The organism is Gaiella sp. (genome assembly GCF_035710885.1).
In the GTDB taxonomy this organism is placed as follows: Bacteria; Actinomycetota; Thermoleophilia; order Gaiellales; family Gaiellaceae; genus Gaiella.
On sequence record NZ_DASTCS010000002.1, the window covers coordinates 166153 to 182356 of the forward strand.

Below are 16204 nucleotides of genomic sequence, written 5' to 3' on the forward strand. Positions count from 1 at the left end.
GTGATGCGTCGCCGCGCCGCAGCGGGCATTGCCGCCGTCGCCGCAGCGATCGGTGCGGGCGTCGCGCTGCTCGTGGGCTCGTTCACCGATCTCGGCGAGGGGACGACCACGACCGTGGTGCGGAGCCTCGACCTCCCGTCGACGGGCACCACGACGACAGCAGGCCCGAGACCGTCGGTGTCCGGCTTCGATCCCAGGTCGCTCTACCTCGCCAGGGCTCCGGGGGTCGTCACCATCTACGCCAACCTCGGCCTCGGCGGCGAGTCGCAGGGGTCGGGATTCGTCGTCAACGACGACGGGGTGATCCTCACGAACGCACACGTGATCACCAACGTCGCAGAGTCGCCGAACAACGTCAGCGGCGCCCAGGCGGTGTACGTCGAGTTCGCCGACCGCGAGCGCGTGACCGCGAAGGTCGTCGGGTGGGACCTGTTCAGCGACGTCGGCGTGATCCGTGTCTCCCCCGATGCCCACGCGCTCGCTCCCGTGCCGCTCGGCGAGTCGTCGGACGTGGTCGTGGGCGAGCCGGTGGCCGCGATCGGCAGCCCGTTCGGAAAGCAGAGCTCGCTGACCGTCGGCATCGTCTCCGCGACGGGCCGCTCGATCGACTCCCTCACGTCGGGGTTCAGCGTGGCGAACGGGATCCAGGTCGACGCTCCCATCAACCGCGGCAACTCGGGCGGCCCGCTCTTCGACGGAGACGGCCGCGTGATCGGCATCAACGCACAGATCCAGAGCACGTCGGGCACGGCCGAGGGGGTCGGGTTCGCGATCCCGATCGACATCGCACGACGCTCCCTGAACCAGCTCCTGCGCACGGGTCGTGTCCGCTACGCGTACATCGGGATTCGGACGCAGGACGTCACGCCGGGGATCGCGAAGAAGTTCGGGCTCGGCGCGGAGCGGGGCGCGCTCGTCGCGCGAGTCGAGGCCGGCACTCCGGCCGACGACGCGGGCCTCCGCGGCGGCTCCCGCACGGAGGCATTCAACGGCCTGAACGTGACCCTGGGGGGCGACCTGATCGTTGCGATCGCCGGCGAGAAGGTCGACGGCGCCGACGACGTCTCGGGGCTCGTGACCGAGCTTCTCCCGGGGCAGACGGTCCCGTTCACGGTGCTTCGCGGGAAGCGCCGGGTCACGATCGACGTGACGCTCGGCGACCGCCCGCCGACGGGCTAGCCGCCGATGCCGCGAGCCAGGCCGCTCGTCCTCGTCTCGAACCGCGCGCCGATCGGCTTCAGCTTCGGCCCGGACGGCGGGCTCGAGGCGCACCGGGGAGCCGGGGGCCTCGTCACCGCGTTGCGCCCCCTCGTCGACCGCCACGACGTGACGTGGGTCGCGAGCGCCATGACCGATGCCGACCGCGAGGTCGCGGCGCGCGGCGCGCGGGACGAGCGTTCGGCCGCCGGCTCGTCCTTCCGGCTCCGCTTCGTCAGCCACGACCCGGGCGTCTACCGCCTCTTCTACGGGGTTGTCGCGAATCCGGTGCTGTGGTTCGTCCAGCACGGGCTCTGGAACCTGAAGCAGGATCCTGACGCAGATCTCGAGCCTCCGTGGCAGGACGGCTACGTCGAGGCGAACCGTGCGCTGGCGGCCGCTGCGGTCGAGGAGCTCGACCGCGTCCCCGAGGCGCCGGTGTTCGTCCAGGACTACCACCTCTACCTCGTCTCCGCGCTCGTCCGGGCGGCGCGCCCCGAGGCGAGGATCGCGCATTTCGTGCACATCCCCTGGGTCGGGCCGGACGGCTGGGCCGTGCTGCCGCCCGCGATCCCGCGCGCGATCCACGAGGGGCTGCTCGCGTGCGACAGCGTCGGCTTCCACACCGAGCGCTGGCGCTCGGCATTCGTCGAGAGCTGCGAAGCGCTCCTCGGCCGGGGCGCCGAGGCGGAGAGCTGCTCGCATGCGAACCCGATCACGGTGGACGCGGGAGAGTTCGCACGGCTCGTCGCAGGAAGAGGCGTCCGCGCACGGCGCGAGGAGGTCGTCGCCCGTCGCCCGGAGATTCTCGTCCTGCGCGTCGATCGCATCGACCCGGCGAAGAACGCGGTTCGCGGGTTCGAGGCGTTCGGCCTCCTCCTGGAGCAGGAGCCGGCGCTGCGGGGGCGGGTCGGCCTGGTCGCGCTGCTCGAACCGTCCCGTGAGGAGATTCCCGAGTACGTGGACTACAGGTTGGCGGTGGAGGCGGCGGCTGCCGACGTCAATCGGCGCTTTGCACGGCCCGGTTGGGAGCCGGTCGTCCTCGACGTCCGCGACGATTTCCTCGCCTCGGTGGCCGCCTATGCCGAGTACGACGTGCTCCTCGTCAACCCGATCATGGACGGGCTCAACCTCGTGGCCAAGGAGGCGCCGCTCGTCAACATGCGCGACGGCGTGACAATCCTGTCACGCGACGCCGGGGCGTTCGAGGAGCTCGCGCCGTGGGTGGTCGGCATCGATCCGCTGGACGTCGAAGGTCAGGCCGCGGCGCTCAAGCAGGCGATCGAGCTCCCGCCCGAGGAGCGGCGCTCGTGGCTGGAGGCGATCCGCTCGCACGTGCGGACGCACGATCTCGAGGCGTGGGCCGCACGCGAGCTCGAGCTCCTGGACGAGCGGGCCCCCCTCCGGGCCTGATCGGCCATCGGGGCTACGATGCGCCGGTGAGCGCGGGCCCGGACGTCCTCAGGCGCGAGCTCGTCTCCGTCGACCCGGCGACGCTCGCGTCGGTCGGGCGCGTGCCCGTCACGCCGCCCGAGGAGCTGGCCGAGGCGATCGCGGAGGCCCGCATGGCGCAGGAGGCGTTCGCGCGCCGGCCGCTCGAGGTGCGGGCGCGGCTGCTGGAGCGAGTGGCACACGCGCTCGCCGACGACGCCGACGCGATCGCGAGGACGATCGTCTCCGAGTCCGGCAAGCCGCTCGCCGAGGCGTACGCGCACGAGCTGGTCGTGGCCGCCGACTCCTGCAGATGGCTGGCCGAGAACCTCGTCGGAGTCCTGCGCGAGGAGCGCCTCCGCTTCCCGCAGCTCGTCCTCCGGCAGAAGCGGGGCTGGATCCGATACGAGCCCCTCGGAGTTGTCGCGGTCGTCACGCCCTGGAACTTTCCGCTGGCGCTCCCGCTGCGTCACGCCGCGGCCGCCGTCGCGACCGGCAACGCCGCGATCGTCAAGCCGTCCGAGCTGACTCCGCTCTCGGGCGCCTGGGTCGAGGAGCTCTTCCGCCGCGCAGGCGCCCCGCCGGGCCTCGTGCGGGTCGTCCAGGGCGACGGCTCGCTGGGCGAGGCCCTCGTCCGCCACCGGGGCACGCACGCGGTGATGTTCACCGGCTCCTCGGAGGTCGGCCGCCTCGTCGCGCAGGCAGCTGCCGCCCGGCTCTGCCCGGCCGTGCTCGAGCTCGGCGGGAAGGACGCGATGCTCGTCCTCGACGACGCCGATCTCGACCGCGCCGTCGACGGCGCGCTCTGGGGCGCGTTCACCAACTGCGGACAGGCATGCGCCGGGATCGAGCGGATCGCCGTCCCGTCGGGCCTCCACGACACGTTCGTCGAGCGTCTGGCCGCGGCCGCCCGCACGTTGCGCATCGGCCGGGGCACCGACCCGGACGTCGAGCTCGGCCCCCTCGTCAGCGAGGCGCAGAGGGCAAGGTTCGAGGAGCTTCTAGCGGATGCCGTCGAGAACGGCGCGACGGTCGCGACGGGAGGCGGCAGGCCGAGCACGGAGCTTGCCGGGTGGTTCCACGAGCCGACCGTCCTCGTGGGCGAGCCGCGCACGTCGCGCGCACGAACCGAGGAGCTCTTCGGGCCCGCCGTCCTCGTTGTCCAACTGGACAATGACGTGGAGATGATGCGCTGGGCCAACGACTCGCCGTTCGGTTTGGGCGCCAGCATCTGGACACGGAGCCCACGGCGTGCCCGCGCGCTCGCCGAACGCCTCGAGACCGGCTCCGTGTGGGTCAACGACCACGCGTACTCCTTCGGCGCGTCGCAGGCGCCGTGGGGCGGACGGCGTGCCTCCGGCCTGGGCCGCACCGGCTCCCGCCACGGCCTCTACGCCCTCTCGCACTCGAAGCTGGTCGGCTCCGACCGGGGACAGCTGACGCCCGGCTGGTGGTTCCCCTACGGGGATCATGCGGTCGACGGGCTGCGGGGCCTCGTCGGCGCGCTCTACGCCGAAGGGGCAACGGCCCGTATCCGCGCGGTCGCGGAGCACCGCCGCGGGCTCGCGCATCTCGCGCGGAAGGTCCTGCGGTGAGCGAGCTCTCGCATGTCGACGAGACGTCGGGCGAGGTGCGGATGGTCGACGTCGGCGCGAAGCCGGAGTCGCGCCGACGCGCCGTTGCCCGCGGGCGCGTCCGGATGGCGACCTCGACCGCCGAGCGCCTTCGTTCGCTGCCGAAGGGGGACGCACTCACGGTTGCGCGGATCGCCGGGATCCAGGCGGCGAAGCGGACGAGCGAGCTGATCCCGCTCTGCCATCCCCTTCCGCTCTCGGTCGTCGAGGTCGACCTGACCGTCGACGCGGGCGGAGTGGCGATCGAGGCCGCGGCCGAGACGACGGCACGGACGGGAGTGGAGATGGAGGCGCTGACCGCCGTCGCGGTCGCGGCGCTCACCGTCTACGACATGGCGAAGGCGATCGACAAGGAGATGCGGATCGACGAGGTCGTGCTCGTCTCGAAGACGAAGGCGCCCGTGTGAGCCGATGTCCGGCATGCGGGGGGGCCGGATGAGCGCCGTCGCTGCGCCGCTCCCGGTGCGCCTGGCTCGGCTGGTGCGGCTCGAGCACACCGTCTTCGCGCTGCCGTTCGCCTACGTGGGTGCCCTCCTGGCCATCGACGGGTGGCCCGGGCTCGAGGCGATGGCGTGGATCACGGTCGCGATGGTCGGTGCGCGGACGCTCGCGATGGGCCTCAACAGGCTCGTCGATGCCGAGATCGACGCGCGCAACCCCCGGACCTCCGGTCGGGAGCTGCCCGCGGGGGCGCTCAGCCGGGCTCAGGTCGCCGCCCTGTGCGGGCTCGCGCTCGCCGTCTACCTCGTGGCGGTGTTCCAGCTCGACCCGCTCGTCCATTGGCTGTGGCCCGTTCCCGTCCTCCTCTTCGTGGCCTACCCCTACCTCAAGCGCGTCACGTGGCTCTGCCATCTGTGGCTCGGCGCGTCGCTCGGCCTCGCGCCGGTCGGCGCGTGGGCAGCCGTGACGGGAGAGCTGCCGTGGCAGGCGTGGGCGCTCGGCGGTGCGGTATGCCTCTGGGTCGCGGGCTTCGATCTCTTCTACGCCCTGTTCGACCGTGAGCACGACCTCGCCGAGGGCCTTCATTCATGGGCGACGCGGTTCGGCATCCACGGCGTGTTCGCGGGCGCGCGTGCCATGCATGCCGGCTCCGTCGCGCTGCTCGCCGTCGCCGGCGCCGGGCTCCCGGTCGGCGCGTGGTACTGGCTCGGGGTCGCAGTGGTCGCGGTGCTCCTCGTCTACGAGCACGTGATCGTCAGGCCCGACGACCTGCGCAGGCTCGACGCGGCGTTCTTCACGGTCAACGGCATCCTCTCGATCGCCTTCGGCGTCCTCGTCGCGCTCGACACGCTGCTCTGAGTCGGCCGCCTCTCGAGCTGGACGGCCTCGGCGCCCGGCGTGCAACGGTGCTCGGCGCCGATTGCCCATCGTGCGCCCGGCCGCCGGAACGGGTTCGAGGTCATGACGTCGAACGGCCCTCCACCCGACGGCCTCCCACCGACCGGCCCGGTACCGGCGCGTCGGCCCGTCCGCGGGGCCGCGGCGATCCGCGTCGCCGACGGACCGGAGTGCGACCAACGCGGCCGTCACACTTCGGGCACGATCCCGGCACCCATGGGTCACAGTTCTCCCGATAGCGTGACAACAGGGCACCGGGGGTGCCCCTGGGGGTGGTTGTCTCGGGTGGCGACGGGCAGGGGACGGGCTGCGGGGCGGGCCGGGAGCCCGGGCTCGTGGTGATCCGAGCGGCCGGGCTCGAGAAGCGCTACGGAGCGCGGGCCGTCCTCCGCGGCGTCTCGTTCGAGCTTCCGGTCGGCGGTGCGCTCGTCGTGACGGGCCCGAACGGGGCCGGCAAGACCACCCTCCTGCGCATGCTCGTGGGATTGGCCGCGCCCACCCGCGGCTCGCTCGAGATCGACGTCGAGCGATCGCGCGTCGGTTTCGTCGGGCACGAGCCGCTCGTCTACCGGGAGCTGACGGCGCTCGAGAACCTCGATCTGTACGGCAGGCTCTACCGCGTTCCCGAGCGGCGCGAGCGGATCGGGATGCTCCTCGGGCGGTTCGGGCTGTGGGAGGCCCGCAATCAGCGCGTGTCCGCCTTCTCACGCGGGATGACGCAGCGCCTCGCGCTCTGCCGCGCGTTCCTGCACGACCCGGAGCTGCTCGTCCTCGACGAGCCGCATTCGGCGCTCGACGCCGAAGGGGTGGTCCTCCTCGACGACGAGCTTGCGACGGTGAGGCGCGAGCGGACGCTCGTCGTCTCGACGCACGAGCCGGGCCGCGTCGCCGCGCTCGCCACGGCGAGCCTCGCGCTGGAGCGGCTGTGAGCGCCTACCTCGGCGACGTCGCGGCCCTCGCGCGCAAGGATCTTCGTCTGGAGCTCCGGGCGCGCGACACGCTTCCCGCGATGGCCCTCTTCGTGCTGGCGACCCTGGTCGTGTTCCACTTCGCCCTCCCCGGCGGTGCCGGTGACGACGCGGCGTACGGCCTGCTCTGGGTCGCCCTCGTGTTCACGGCATTGCTCGGCCTGGCGCGCGCCTGGGTGCCCGAGGGGGAGGCGGGCGCGCTCGACGGGCTCGTGCTCGCGACGTCGGACCGGAGCGCGATCTGGCTCGGCAAGACCCTCGCGACGCTCGCCTTCCTGGCGGTCGCCGAGCTCGTCGCGCTGCCCGCCTTCGCGCTCTTCTTCGCGCGCCTCGATGGCGCCGCGCTCGCCGGTGTCGTGCTCGCCTCGATCGGGATCTGTGCGGTCGGCTCGCTCGTCTCCGCGATGGCCGCCGCGGCCCGAGGCCGCGAGGTGCTGCTCCCGCTGCTCTTCCTGCCGCTCGCGATCCCGCTGGTCGTCGGCGGTGTCGGCTCGAGCATCTCCCCGGAGCCCGGCAAGTACCTGGCCTTCCTGGCCCTCTACGACGCGGTCTTCGCGATACTTTCCTGGGCGGCGTTCGAGTACGTCGTCACCGAGTGACGGTCCCCATGAGCATCGCCAAGCCTTCCCTGACAGCCGTGGCCATCTTGGCCGCCGTTCTTGCAGGAGTGTCCGTCGCGATGATCTTCTTCGTCGCACCGGAGGACGCCGACCAGGGCCTCTCCCAGAAGATCTTCTACGTCCACGTGCCGATCGCTCTCACGGCGTATGCCTGCTTCGGCCTGGGCGCCTGGAAGGCGCTTCGGCTGCTGCTCACGCGTGGGGAGCGCTACGACCTCGAGAGCTACACGGCGATCCACCAGGGGACGATCTTCGGGGCGCTGACGCTCGTCACCGGGGCGATCTGGGCGAAGGCCTCCTGGGGCGTGTGGTGGACGTGGAGCTCGAACCAGCTCGTCCTGTTCCTCGTGCTCTTCCTCTTCTACTGCGCGTACTTCATGCTCCGCTTCTCGATCGAGCCCGGGCCGCGGCGCGAGCGGATCTCCGCCGTCTACGCCCTCTTCGGCGTCGCCTTGATCCCGGTCAGCTTCTTCGCGATCCGGCTCGCCAACGACTTCATCCACCCGACCGTGTTCACGCGGGAAGGACCGCAGATGACGGGTGAGATGTTCGCGGCCTTCTGCGTCTCCTGGGCGGCCATCACGCTCGTTGCCTACGTGATGTACCGCACCGAGCTCGCCGGCAAGCGGACCGACCTCCACCTGCGTGAGCTCCGCGAGGCGCTTGCGCCGTGACCGCCGCCGAGAAGTACGTCGCGGCCGCCTACGGGGTGTTCCTCCTCTTCGTGCTCGTCTGGGTCGTGATCATCGCCGCCAAGCTCTCCCGGCTCGAGCGGGAGACCGGGGAGCTCGTCCAGCTGGCGCGGGCACGCGCCCTCGAGCGGGGCGATGGCTGAGCTCCTCGTCTGGCCGGCACTGATCGCCTACGGGGAGGCGGCGGTTGCCTATGCCGGAGAGCTGCGCGGCCCGGGCCGCTACGGCCGGCTCGGGATCTGGGGCGTGCGGATCGGTTGGCTCGCGCAGACCGCGCTCCTCGTCGCCCAGGTGCTCTCGGTCGACGGCTTCCCGTGGGGAACGTGGGCGGGGGCGCTCAACCTGCTCTCGTGGCTCGTCGTCTCCGGGTACCTGGTCTGGGGCTGCAAGCCGCGCTATCGGCTGGTGGGGCTCGTGGTGATGCCGGTCGCCGTCGGCCTGCTGGTCCTGGCCTGGGCCGGGGGCGGCACCGGCGTCCGTGCCTCCGAAGGAGGCGGGTGGGCGCTGGATCTCCACGCCGGCCTGATGCTGGCGGCGTTCGCGAGCTTCACCGTGGCTGCGGCCATGGCAGTGCTCTACCTCTACGAGGAGCGACGCCTCAAGCATCGGGACGCCGGCCTGCTGCGCCTGCGCCTCCCGTCGCTCGAGGCGCTGGACCGCCTCGCCTCGCGAGTCGCGCTCGTCGGGCTCGGGCTGCTCTCGGCCGGGATCATCGTCGGAGTCACGAGGCTCGACGCCGGCGAGCTCGATGCCGCGATGACCGTCACCGTCGTCATCTGGGCGCTCTACGCGGCGGCACTGGCACTGCGCTGGGAAGCGGGGCTCAGAGGCCGCCGCCTCGCATGGTCGCTCGTCGCGGGCTTCGCCCTGGTCACCGTCGTTCTCCCCCTGACCCATTTCGCGTCGTGAAGCTCGCGCTCGCGGGTATCTCGCACCACACGGCCTCGGTCGAGCTGCGCGAGCGGGTCGCGATCGACCTGGACGCGGCGGGGCGGCTCGCCGGCTCGCTGGCGAGCACGGACGGCGCAGGTCTCGAGGCCGTCGTCCTCTCGACGTGCAATCGGACCGAGCTGTATCTCGCAGCCGGGGACGACGACCAACTCGGCGATCGGGCCGACCGGGCGCTGCTGTCGCTGGCCGGGGCCGAGGCGGGGACGCTCGCCCCGAGCACGTACCGGCTCGCGGACGAGTCGGCCGCGCTCCATCTGTTCCGTGTGGCGGCGGGCCTCGATTCGCTCGTGCCGGGCGAGGGCGAGATCCTCGGGCAGGTGCGCGACGCCTTCGAGGCCGGGGCGCCCGGCCCGTTGCTCGACCGGACGTTCCGGATGGCGCTCCACGCAGGGCGTCGGGCCCGCATCGAGACGGCGATCGGCGAGAGCCCGGCGTCGGTTCCCTCCGCGGCGGCCGCGCTGGCGCAGCAGGTGTTCGAGGGGCTCGAAGGCCGCCGGGTGGTGCTGGTGGGTGCGGGGCGGACGAGCGAGCTGACAGCGAAGAATCTCCGCTCCCGGGGAGCCACGGTCGTGGCCGTTGTCAACCGGACGGTGGGCAAGGCCGAGCGGCTCGCGCACGGCCTCGGGGCGCGCGCGGTCGCCCTGGACGAGATCGCCACGGTTCTCGCGGACGTGGAGATCGTCGTGTCGTCCACGAGCGCTGCCGGTTTCGTCCTGACGGCCGAGGAGCTGGGTCCGGCGCTGCGCTCGCGCCGCGGTCGACCCGTGCTGCTCGTCGACCTCGCGGTGCCAAGGGATGTCGATCCCTCGCTCGCCTCGATCGACGGGTGCTTCGTGTACGACGTCGACGACCTCGAGGCGGTCGTCTCCTCCTCCCTCCAGGGCCGCCGGGCGGAGGCCGTGGAGGCCGAGCGAATCGTCGCCGCGGAGGCGGAGCGCTTCCGCGCCTGGCAGGCCTCGCTTGCCGTGGTGCCTGCGATCGCATCGCTGCGGGCGCTGGCCGAGGAGATCCGAGCGTCCGAGCTCGCTCGCGTCGAGGCGAGGCTCGGGCGGCTGCCCGAGAGCGAGCGCGCCGTCGTCGACACGGTCACCGCCCAGATCGTCAACAAGCTGCTGCACCTGCCAACCGTTCGCCTGAAGGAGGCGGCCGTGACTCCCGACGGGCTGGTCTATGCTGACGTCGTGCGCCACCTGTTCGGGCTCGAAGAGGAGGACGAGGCGTGACGCGCCCGCTCGAGGCTTTCCGGGGCAGGCCGTTGCCGCTCGTCGTGCCGTCCGCGTTCGTTCGCATCCGGCCAAGTGGGCGACCGGTCTGCGGCACGCCGGCGACACGCGTGTCCCGCCGCTGTCGTGCTGCTTCGCGTCGGCTCGCGCGGAAGTAGGCTCGCGCTCACCCAGGCCGAGCGCGCCGTCGAGGCGTTGCGGCGGCCGGGGGTGGAGATCGCGCTCGTCCCCATCACCACGGCGGGCGACCGCGACCGCACGCGCCCGTTCGGCGAGATCGGCAGCCGCGGCGTCTTCGTCAAGGAGCTGGAGGAAGCGCTCCTCGCCCACCGCATCGACGTCGCCGTGCACTCGGCGAAGGACATGACCTCGACCGACGCGGAGGGGCTCGCGGTCGGGGCGTACCCGGCCCGCGAGGACCCGCGCGATGCGCTCTGCGGATCCGCCGACGTGCGCGCCGGCATGCGCATCGGGACTGCGTCTGCGCGTCGGCGTGCGCAGCTCCTCGCGCTCGAGCCGGGCCTCTCGGTCGAGCCGCTGCGGGGAAACATCGACACCCGGCTCCGCAAGCGGGTCGAGCGCGGGCTGGACGCGGTCGTCCTCGCAGCCTGCGGGCTCGACAGGCTCGGGCTCGGATCGGAGATCGCCGTGCGTCTCGACCCGGACGTGATGCTGCCCGAGGCGGGGCAGGGGGCGCTCGCGCTGCAGGTGCGGGCGGGGGAGGAGGATCTCGTCGCCATGGCCGACGACGCCGAGACCCGTCGGCGGGTGGAGGCGGAGCGCCGCTGTGTCGGCGCGGTCGGCGGGGGCTGCCTCGCGCCCGTGGCCGCGTATCACGACGGCACGGTGCTCACCGGCCTCATCGCGGCGGAGGACGGGAGCTGGCTGGAACGTCGGGAGGGGTCGGACCCGGACGCGCTCGGCCGAGAGCTGGCGGCGCTCGAGCGCCGAACCGCCTGACCCATGCCCCGCTCGGCCGGATGACACGCGTAGCCACCAGCACCGCCGCCGCGCCCATCGCACGATCGGCACACAGGTGGCACAGACCGGTCGCGATCTCGCCGTTATCGTCTGCGTCCCCGTGGGTGGGCGGGGGCTAGGGACGGGACCAACACCGCGCGTGGCCCGCATCGTCGTCACTCGCCCGGCAGGCCGCGAGGCAGACCTCCTCGACAGGCTGCAGGCGCTGGGGCACGAGCCCGTTCACGTTCCCCTCGTCGCGATCGAGTCGCTCGGCGACCAGCCCGTCGACGTCGCCGGATACGACTGGGTCGTCCTCACGAGCGTCGTCGGCGCCCGCGAGCTGCGGCGCAGGATGCGCGGTCGCCCCCGGCACGTCGCGGCGATCGGGAAGGCGACCGCAGACGCTTTCGGGGGCGCGGACCTGATCGCGGCGACCTCGACTCAGGAGGGCCTTCTCGCGGCCATCCCGCGGCCCGCCGGCCGCGTCCTGTTCGCCGGCGCCGCCGGCGCGCGCGGGCTCCTGCCCAAGACGCTTGGTGCGGACGTGGTCGTGCTCTACCGCACGGTCGAGCTCGCTCCCGAGACCTGGCCGGAGAGCGAGCTCGTCGTCCTGATGTCGCCGTCGGCCGCGCGGGCATACGGCCGGCTCGCCGTCTCGACACCCGTCGTGTCGCTCGGCCCGGAGACGACGCGGGCGGCAATCGCAGCGGGAGCCACGCTCGCGGAGGAGGCGACGACGAACGACCTCGACGGGATCGTGGCCGCCGTCGAGCGCGCGCTGCGGTCGTAGACTCGACGCCGTGGTCATCTGCTTCCTGACGGACTTCGGCCTGCAGGACGACTTCGTCGGCACATGCCACGGAGTGATCGCCAGGATCGCGCCCGACGCTCGCGTGATCGACGTGACCCACGGGATCCCGCCCACCCAGGTGCTGCAGGGCGCGCTCGTCCTCTCGAGCACGCTCCCCTACATGCCGGTCGGGGTCCACCTCGCGGTCGTCGATCCCGGTGTCGGCGGCTCGCGGCGACCCCTCGCGATCGCGGACGGCGACGGGCGCGTGTTCGTCGGGCCTGACAACGGGTTGCTTCTGCCTGCGGCCGAGCGGGCAGGCATCACCGAGGTGCGCGAGCTTGCGAACCCGCGGTATGCGCTCGAGACGATCTCCCGGACGTTCCACGGCCGCGACCTGTTCGCCCCCGCGGCGGCGCACCTGGCGAACGGCGTGAACGTCAACGAGCTTGGCCCTCCCCTCGATCCCGACGCCCTCGTCAGGCTCGACCTGCCGCGCCCGGCGTTCTCCGACGATCGGATCGACGCGACGATGCTCTACGTCGACAGCTTCGGCAACATCGCGCTGAACCTCACCCGCGACGACGCCGAGCGAGCGGGGATCGTTCCCGGGACACGCGTCGAGCTCGAGCTCGCGGGAGAGCGCTACTACGCCGTGATGGCCCGGACCTTCGCCGACGCCCGCCCGGGTGACGTGATCCTCTACGAGGACAGCTACCGGAACATGTCCGTCGCGATCAACCGCGGCAACGCAGCGTCGATGCTGCACGCGAGCCCCGGCCGCCCTCTCCGGATCCGCGTGCTTGGCCCTGCGGCCGCATTGCGCTAGGGTCGCGTACAACGAAGAGCGTTCGCGGCGCGGTCAGCCGGCCCGAACGCTCTTCTCTCGCCCGGGGCTATCGTCCGTGCCATGCGCGTGTTGCGGGTCGCGCCGGTGCTGCTCGTCAGGGACATCGCCGCCTCCGTCGAGTTCTGGCGCGAGCGCGTCGGCTTCGAGACCGACACGCTCCACGGGGAGCCGCCGAGCTTCGCCATGCCGACGCGCGACGGCGTGACGATCATGCTCGCCCAGGCGCCGCCGGGGAGCGAGCCGCCCGTGCCGAACTGGCGGGTGCTCGACAAGGCCAACCAGGTGTACGTATGGGTCGACGATGCGAACGCGCTCTACGACGAGCTGCGGGGACGTGGCGCCCCGATCGACTTCTCGATCTACGACACGCCGTGGGGAACGCGCGAGTTCGGGATCCAGGACCCCGAGGAGCACGACATCGCTTTCGGTCAGGTGCTGCCCGGCTGAGCTCGCCGAGACACTCGCAAGACGTGGCTCCACGGGTGGCTCGGGTCCTCGCGTGCGACGTAGGCTCGAAGCCAACCGAGTGCCGACGGGTCGAGTCGTGGCAGGACCCCGGCCAGGTCCGAGTCGTCGGCCGGCCGGCGAAGCCTCACCTTGTGCGCGAGGACGAGCTCGGGTCGGAGGTAGCGAATGCCGTCGGCTGCGACCCACGTCGCCTCCTCGATCGGCATGGAGACCGAGTGGTCCCGCTTGAACACCCAGCGCCGCGGCCCGCCCGGGTTGAGCTGGACGTCGAGGAGCCACGGCGCAAGCGCATGCTCCCGCATCCATATCTGCGCCGACCACGACGGAGGGCGTGGACGGCGGTCGTCGAGGGGTCGCAGCGTGCCGCTTCCTGCGGCCCACAGGTCGTACCGGCCGCGGAAATACTCCCTCAGCGCCGCGACGTCGCGTCTGAAGATCGTCACGTCGACGTCCTTGTGCGGGCGGGCAATACCCGTGAAAGCCTCGATGGCCCATCCGCCTGAGATCCACCACGGCCGCACGTAGGTGTCGAACAGCGCGGCCGCCTGCGTTGGCGCGAGAGCCTCCCAAGGGCCCCAGAGACGCTGGAACTCGCACTCCTCGGCGTCGACCATCGGCCGTCAGAGGATCGACTGACCGAGCGCGCTCGCGGCGAGCTCGACGGCGATCGCCGCGCTGCCGTTCTCGCGGTCGAGGATCGGGTTGACCTCCACGAGCTCGAGTGAGCCGACGACGCCCGACTCGGCGAGATCCTCGCACGCCAGGTGCGCCTCGCGGTACGTCAGGCCCCCCTTCACGGGGGTGCCGACGCCCGGCGCTACCTCGGGGTCGAGCGCGTCGAGGTCGAGAGACACGTGAACGAAGCCGGGGCCGGAGGCGCGGTCGATCGCCTCGAGCACAGCTCGCTCGATCCCGATGCGGTCGATCTCGGTCATCGTGATCACGCGAATTCCCTTCTCGCGAATCAGCGCCCTCTCTGCCGGGTCGAGCGAGCGCACGCCCACGAGCACCACGCGCTCGGGCTCGACGGCCGGGAGCGGCAGGCCGGGGTGGTGGAAGGCGTCCCCGGCGAGCCCCAGCGCCGCCGCGAGAGGCATCCCGTGCACGTTGCCGGTCGGGCTCGTCGCCGGGGTGTTCAGGTCGCCGTGCGCGTCGATCCAGATCACCCCTCCGGGCCGACCGGTCGCAGCCCGCAGGCCAGCCAGGGTCCCGAGCGCCAGAGAGTGATCCCCGCCGAGCACGAGCGGGACGGATCCCTCCGCGACGACCTCGGCGACGAGTGAGGCGAGCCGCGAGCACGCCTCGAGGATCTCGGGGAGAAACCGAGTCCGCTCGTCGCCCACCGACAGCGCCTCGGGCTCGGATGTGGTCACGTTGCCTCGGTCGACGACACGGCAGCCGAACGACGCGAGGCGCTCCTCGAGACCGGCGTAGCGGATGGCCGAGGGGCCCATGTCGACGCCGCGGCGGCCCTGGCCGAGATCGAGCGGCGCACCGATGATGGTCACGGTCCTCGGCGTCGCGGCCACGGCGACGGAGGCTACCCGGGTGACCCGTCGTCCGCACCCCGCGATGCGCCGGCGTCGGGCATGACCGGCGAGCGCGAGACCATGAGTGGCCCGACCTCGGCGCCGGGTGCAGGGCTCTCGCTCGAAGCGTCGCCGAAGACGGGTACGAGCCGGAGATGATCCTCTCGATCGCCCACGGCGGACTGCTCGTGGGCGCCGGGCTGGGCTACGCGCCCTCCGTCAAGAACGTCTACACGATGAACGTGGCGAAGCACACACGGGGGTCGACGAGCGCCTCGATGACCGGCGGATCCTCCCTCCCGGCGCCGGGCTTCGTCGACCTCGGCGGCGCGCGAATCGCGATCGCGCACGACTTCGCCGACACCGGCCACAGGAACGAGAGCGTGCAGCAGTTCTGCGCAGGCGAGGTCGGCGAGGTGCGTATCGCGGTGCTCTACGAGAACTCACACCGTGGTCGGGGCCGACTACGTCTGGAAGCGGACGGACCGGTGGATCGACCTCCCCTGGACGCTTCGGAACCCGTCGTCGTCCGCGCCCTACGCGGTGCGCGACGCCTGACGCGGCCAAGGACGAGGCCGCGGCCGCCCGGCTACACTGGCTCGTCCGGGCGAGGTAGCTCAGTTGGTAGAGCACACGGCTGAAAACCGTGGTGTCGCCGGTTCAAGTCCGGCCCTCGCCATTCCCCGACGGTGCGCTGCTGTTCAGCTCTGCGGGCGCGCCAGCGCGACCCGCGCCAGTCCGGGCACGGCCAGCGTGCCGTCCGGCTCCACGTACCGCTCCAGCTTCCGCTCCGCACCGGCACGGACGGCCTCGGCCTCCGCCGGCGTGATCCGGCCGAGGATCAGGGCGAGCGACCGTGACGTGTCCCGGGCGACGTCCCACCAGTCCCGGAGGGTGGGCGCGCGCCAGGTGAGGGGGACGTCCTCGACCACGTCGACCTCGAGGCCCGCACGCTCCAGCAGCGACCGCAGGCTCCCCTCCGGGGAGAGCCGGAACGGCCCCGGCGACTCGGGGTCGGGTCGCTCCACGAGGCCGAGCTCGACCGCGCTTCGGCCGGGGGCCGTCATCCAGTCGTTCTCCGCCGGATCGGCCCATACGGCGATCGCCGCACGGCCTCCGGGACGGAGGACGCGGGCGATCTCGCTCGCCCCGGCGCCCATGTCCGCCAGGAGCATCAGTCCCCAGCGGCAGAGGACGCCGTCCACCGACGCGTCGCCGAGGGACAGCGCGACGGCGTCCTCGACGGCGAAGGAGACCTCGCCGTCGCCCAGCGCGAGCTCCGCTGCCCTCCGCCTCGCAGCCTCGAGCATCTCCGGAGCGCCGTCGGTCGTGAGGAGCTTCCCGCCGGGCCGCACGCGCGGAAGCGCGAGGAACCCGGTGTCGCCGGGGCCGGCGGCGAGGTCGAGGATCGTCTCGCCGGGCGTCGGGTCGAGCAGGTCGACGAGCCGCTCCGACACGATGCGCGTCGCCTCCCAGAACAGCGGTCGCTGCCGCTCCCATCCGGCCGCGACCGCGCTCCAGGCCGCGATCTGCTCCGACGAGTCGTCCAC

At 72.4% G+C, this 16204-nt stretch carries 18 protein-coding genes, 1 tRNA gene and 1 pseudogene; 17 read left to right on the forward strand and 3 right to left on the reverse strand.

All coding sequences use genetic code 11. The features are described from left to right. Positions 1-3 precede the first annotated feature (3 nt). The 15 genes from VFO26_RS00900 (at position 4) to VFO26_RS00970 (ending at position 13104) form a co-directional block, all read left to right on the forward strand. On the forward strand, positions 4-1179 hold the full coding sequence (locus VFO26_RS00900) for a S1C family serine protease (RefSeq protein WP_325112981.1): 1176 nt from the start codon (positions 4-6) through the stop codon (positions 1177-1179). 6 nt (positions 1180-1185) lie between these two features. Then, on the forward strand, positions 1186-2610 hold the full coding sequence (locus VFO26_RS00905; protein ID WP_325112982.1) for an alpha,alpha-trehalose-phosphate synthase (UDP-forming): 1425 nt from the start codon (positions 1186-1188) through the stop codon (positions 2608-2610). A 26-nt stretch (positions 2611-2636) separates the two neighbouring features. Then, positions 2637-4223, forward strand: coding sequence for an aldehyde dehydrogenase family protein (locus tag VFO26_RS00910; protein WP_325112983.1), 1587 nt, complete (start codon positions 2637-2639; stop codon positions 4221-4223). Then, complete coding sequence (gene moaC / locus VFO26_RS00915; protein WP_325112984.1) at positions 4220-4669, forward strand: cyclic pyranopterin monophosphate synthase MoaC; 450 nt, start codon at positions 4220-4222, stop codon at positions 4667-4669. The genes VFO26_RS00910 and moaC overlap by 4 nt, the downstream gene beginning before the upstream one ends. A gap of 28 nt (positions 4670-4697) precedes the next feature. Beyond that, the gene (locus tag VFO26_RS00920; RefSeq protein ID WP_325112985.1) at positions 4698-5561 is read left to right on the forward strand and encodes a UbiA-like polyprenyltransferase; all 864 of its coding nucleotides are present in this window, start codon (positions 4698-4700) and stop codon (positions 5559-5561) included. 299 nt (positions 5562-5860) lie between these two features. Further along, positions 5861-6529 (forward strand): ABC transporter ATP-binding protein, encoded by a 669-nt coding sequence (locus VFO26_RS00925; protein ID WP_325112986.1) that lies wholly within the window; start codon positions 5861-5863, stop codon positions 6527-6529. After that, the gene (locus tag VFO26_RS00930) at positions 6526-7167 is read left to right on the forward strand and encodes a heme exporter protein CcmB (protein ID WP_325112987.1); all 642 of its coding nucleotides are present in this window, start codon (positions 6526-6528) and stop codon (positions 7165-7167) included. The genes VFO26_RS00925 and VFO26_RS00930 overlap by 4 nt, the downstream gene beginning before the upstream one ends. Positions 7168-7175: 8 nt before the next feature. Next, entirely contained in the window at positions 7176-7862 is a 687-nt protein-coding gene (locus VFO26_RS00935; protein ID WP_325112988.1) for a cytochrome c biogenesis protein, read from the forward strand. Continuing rightward, positions 7859-8023 (forward strand): hypothetical protein, encoded by a 165-nt coding sequence (locus VFO26_RS00940; protein ID WP_325112989.1) that lies wholly within the window; start codon positions 7859-7861, stop codon positions 8021-8023. Before VFO26_RS00935 ends, VFO26_RS00940 begins: the two co-directional genes overlap by 4 nt. Next, complete coding sequence (locus tag VFO26_RS00945; protein WP_325112990.1) at positions 8016-8789, forward strand: cytochrome C assembly family protein; 774 nt, start codon at positions 8016-8018, stop codon at positions 8787-8789. The genes VFO26_RS00940 and VFO26_RS00945 overlap by 8 nt, the downstream gene beginning before the upstream one ends. Continuing rightward, a complete protein-coding gene (gene hemA / locus VFO26_RS00950) occupies positions 8786-10054 on the forward strand; it encodes a glutamyl-tRNA reductase (protein ID WP_325112991.1) in 1269 nt (422 codons plus the stop codon). The genes VFO26_RS00945 and hemA overlap by 4 nt, the downstream gene beginning before the upstream one ends. 126 nt (positions 10055-10180) lie before the next feature. Next, positions 10181-11014: a hydroxymethylbilane synthase gene (hemC, locus tag VFO26_RS00955; RefSeq protein WP_325112992.1), complete on the forward strand. Its 834-nt coding sequence runs from the start codon at positions 10181-10183 to the stop codon at positions 11012-11014. A 160-nt stretch (positions 11015-11174) separates the two neighbouring features. After that, positions 11175-11807 carry a uroporphyrinogen-III synthase gene (locus VFO26_RS00960; protein ID WP_325112993.1) on the forward strand — a complete coding sequence of 211 codons (633 nt, stop codon included), beginning with the start codon at positions 11175-11177 and terminating at the stop codon, positions 11805-11807. Positions 11808-11817: 10 nt separating this feature from the next. Further along, a complete protein-coding gene (locus VFO26_RS00965; protein ID WP_325112994.1) occupies positions 11818-12636 on the forward strand; it encodes an SAM-dependent chlorinase/fluorinase in 819 nt (272 codons plus the stop codon). 81 nt (positions 12637-12717) lie between these two features. Further along, positions 12718-13104, forward strand: a complete 387-nt coding sequence (locus VFO26_RS00970) for a VOC family protein (protein ID WP_325112995.1) — start codon at positions 12718-12720, stop codon at positions 13102-13104. On the opposite strand, the gene VFO26_RS00975 is transcribed toward VFO26_RS00970, so the two are convergent. Next, on the reverse strand, positions 13086-13739 hold the full coding sequence (locus VFO26_RS00975; protein ID WP_325112996.1) for a nucleotidyltransferase domain-containing protein: 654 nt from the start codon (positions 13737-13739) through the stop codon (positions 13086-13088). The genes VFO26_RS00970 and VFO26_RS00975 overlap by 19 nt on opposite strands. A 6-nt stretch (positions 13740-13745) precedes the next feature. Continuing rightward, positions 13746-14654: an arginase gene (gene rocF, locus VFO26_RS00980; RefSeq protein ID WP_325112997.1), complete on the reverse strand. Its 909-nt coding sequence runs from the start codon at positions 14652-14654 to the stop codon at positions 13746-13748. Positions 14655-14797: 143 nt separating this feature from the next. Between rocF and VFO26_RS00985 the strand changes: the two are divergent. Next, positions 14798-15295, forward strand: a pseudogene (locus tag VFO26_RS00985) (hypothetical protein); the annotation flags it as partial. Further along, positions 15261-15333: transfer RNA gene (locus tag VFO26_RS00990), tRNA-Phe, on the forward strand. The pseudogene VFO26_RS00985 and the gene VFO26_RS00990, both read left to right, overlap by 35 nt. Positions 15334-15355: 22 nt before the next feature. Here the strand turns inward: VFO26_RS00990 and VFO26_RS00995 are convergent. Next, the gene (locus tag VFO26_RS00995) at positions 15356-16204 is read right to left on the reverse strand and encodes a class I SAM-dependent methyltransferase (RefSeq protein WP_325112998.1); all 849 of its coding nucleotides are present in this window, start codon (positions 16202-16204) and stop codon (positions 15356-15358) included.